Here is a 566-nt window from a genome sequence, read left to right as displayed (position 1 = left end):
CATATTGATGGTGAATGCATTGGTGAAACGGCRCCGGGTGTTTTCTTCTACCACGAAGTGGATGGCGATAAAGAGCACATTGTCAGTACCGAATCTGAATTTTCTCCAAATGAAGTCACCTTGTTTACTGAGCAAGGACGCCTCTATTTTGTTCAGCAATACATCAAAATGGGCGCATTTGTTGGCGGTGCGGATTTAGTGGTTGTCGATGAGTCAACGGGTAAATCTGACGTTTACAAAACAAAATGGCGATCAAGGGCAATTGCTCTGCCAAGTAATTCGATGTTCTCTCGTCTCCCAGACCCAAGCTTTTATGCTTGGGTTTTTCTATCTGCAATAAAGAGGTAATGAGTTCAGAATTCAGAGGCGAAGTGATTACTTGTGCCACATTCCGTCGCTTTTGCCTGTTATTCCTACTGTTTTTTATGTCTGGTTATTAAATCTTYTGCATTTGGTGCCGATAACAAGGTTTTCTAAGTGTCTGTTATATGGGGTAAGTTATGAAGTTTAGTCAAAAAGTCATACTGGCTTACGTTCTGTGTTGATTGCTTATCAGTATCGTATTG

General features: G+C 41.1%; 1 pseudogene. It reads left to right on the top strand.

Annotation, left to right across the window (positions count from 1 at the left end):
• Positions 1-278 (top strand): annotated as a pseudogene (locus tag CIK04_RS24560) (DUF2846 domain-containing protein); the annotation flags it as partial.
• Between the last annotated feature and the right edge of the window lie 288 nt (positions 279-566).

The organism is Vibrio sp. 03_296, assembly GCF_002265885.1.
This window is presented reverse-complemented; position numbering and strand designations above follow the sequence as displayed.